This is a genomic window from Pseudonocardia pini, from assembly GCF_013870575.1.
Taxonomy (GTDB): domain Bacteria; phylum Actinomycetota; class Actinomycetes; order Mycobacteriales; family Pseudonocardiaceae; genus Pseudonocardia; species Pseudonocardia pini.
Genome location: NZ_JACBXB010000993.1, coordinates 1 through 1,675 on the forward strand (window position 1 = coordinate 1; position 1,675 = coordinate 1,675).

General features: G+C 72.9%; 3 protein-coding genes. 2 read left to right on the forward strand and 1 reads right to left on the reverse strand.

What is annotated here, in order from left to right:
• Together H5J29_RS31735 and H5J29_RS31740 are read left to right on the forward strand one after the other, a co-directional pair.
• Positions 1 to 509: TAXI family TRAP transporter solute-binding subunit (locus H5J29_RS31735; protein WP_181784610.1), on the forward strand; the 509-nt coding region annotated here is incomplete at its 5' end.
• Entirely contained in the window at positions 509 to 1,090 is a 582-nt protein-coding gene (locus tag H5J29_RS31740) for an alkaline shock response membrane anchor protein AmaP (RefSeq protein ID WP_181784611.1), read from the forward strand. The genes H5J29_RS31735 and H5J29_RS31740, both read left to right, overlap by 1 nt.
• Before the next feature lie 19 nt (positions 1,091 to 1,109).
• On the opposite strand, the gene H5J29_RS31745 is transcribed toward H5J29_RS31740, so the two are convergent.
• A complete protein-coding gene (locus H5J29_RS31745) occupies positions 1,110 to 1,403 on the reverse strand; it encodes a WhiB family transcriptional regulator (protein WP_181784612.1) in 294 nt (97 codons plus the stop codon).
• Between the last annotated feature and the right edge of the window lie 272 nt (positions 1,404 to 1,675).

Consider the following 1,675-nt stretch of genomic DNA (forward strand, 5'->3'; position numbering starts at 1 on the left):
TCGCCGTCGGGACCCCGATCTCCGGCTACTACGTGATCGCCCGACGCCTGCTGGAGACCGCCGGGATCGACCCCGACCGCGGGATCGCGCCCCGCGAGCTCGGCCTGTCCGACTCGATCGACGCGCTGCGGGCGGGCACCGTCGACGCCTTCTTCTGGTCCGGCGGCCTGCCCACCGCGGGCATCACCGAGCTCGCGGCGGACACCCCGATCCGGCTGCTCGACCTCGCCGACGTCCTGGAGGAGGTGCGCGGCCGCTACCCCGTCTACTCCCCCGGCACGGTGCCCGCCTCCGCCTACGACATCGGCGAGCCCGTGGCCACCCTGTTCGTCCGCAACTTCCTGCTGGTCCCGGCCGCGTTGGAGCCGGACCTGGCCGCGGAGCTGGTCCGGTCGATGTTCGCCCTGCAGGGCGAGGTCCGCGCCGCCGTCGGCGACCAGCTGACGGCCCTCGCCCTCCGCCGCGCACCCCGGATCAGCGTCCGGGTCAACCAGTCCAGGAGCACGTGATGGCCACGACCCCCAACCGGCCCGCCGGGCTCAACCGCAGCCTGCTCACCGTCGTCGGGGTGATGTTGCTCCTCGGTGGTGCCTACACGCTGCTCCGGGGGTTCGGTCTCGTCCCGACCCACGACCGAGCGGCCACGCTGCTGCCCACCGACCCGACCGTGCCGTCGTGGCTGCCCTACGCCGTGATCGCCGGCGCCGTCGTCGTCGGCGTGGTGTGCCTGTTCTGGCTGGCCGCACAGGTCGGCCGCCGCCGGACGAGCAGCCAGACCTGGCGGCTGCCCGGCGAGGGCGCCAACGGGACCACGATGCTCGACACCGACGCCGCGGCCGACGCCGTGGCCGAGGAGATCGACTCCTATCCGGGGGTCCGGCGGACCGTGGCCGCGATCACCGGGGGCCGCACCGAGCCGTTCCTGCACCTCACGGTGACCACCGAGGACGACGCGGCGGTGACCGACCTGCGCAGCCGGATCGCCACCGACGCCCTCCCGCGGCTCCGCGCGGCGCTGGAGATCGAGGACCTCCCCACGGAGATCCTGCTCCGCCTGGGCACCGGCGGCCCGGCCCATCGGCTCTCCTGAGACCGGACGCCCTGGGACACTAGCGACGGACCGTCCGGCCGGTGAGTCCGAGCTCCTCCTGGCGGTCCTGCGCCGAGAGCCCGCCCCACACGCCGTAGGGCTCGTGGACGGTCAACGCGTGGTTGCGGCACTGCTCGATCACCGGACAGGTCCGGCACATGGTCTTCGCCCGAGCCTCGCGAACGGCTCGGGCGGGTCCGCGTTCGCCCTCGGGATGGAAGAACACATCGCTGTCCGATCCGCGGCAGGACCCGCGCATCTGCCAATCCCAGATCTGTGTGACCGGTACCGGGAGCCGTCGAACGTCGGCCATGTCGACCCTCATCTCTGTGGCGCGGGAAGAGGTCGCCGAGGGTCTGGGGCAACGCACTCCAGGCTACGCGCGAAAGTGCCCGGTGGACGGCTTGTGAAGCGCTTTTCGCACTGTTCTCAGAATAAACACGACAACGCGGTGACCGCCGCGACGAGGGACTCGACGTGCAGCGCCGAACCGGGGAGGTCCCGCCCCCGCCATCCGGGACCGCCCACGACGACCGGGAGGGGAGGCCGTCGCGGGGACAGCTCCCCCAGGTCGGCGACCCGCGC

Coding starts and splice junctions, on each gene's coding strand:
- H5J29_RS31745 (WP_181784612.1), bottom strand. CDS start 1,403: ATGGCCGACGTTCGACGGCTCCCGGTACCGGTCACACAGATCTGGGAT.
- H5J29_RS31740 (WP_181784611.1), top strand. CDS start 509: ATGGCCACGACCCCCAACCGGCCCGCCGGGCTCAACCGCAGCCTGCTC.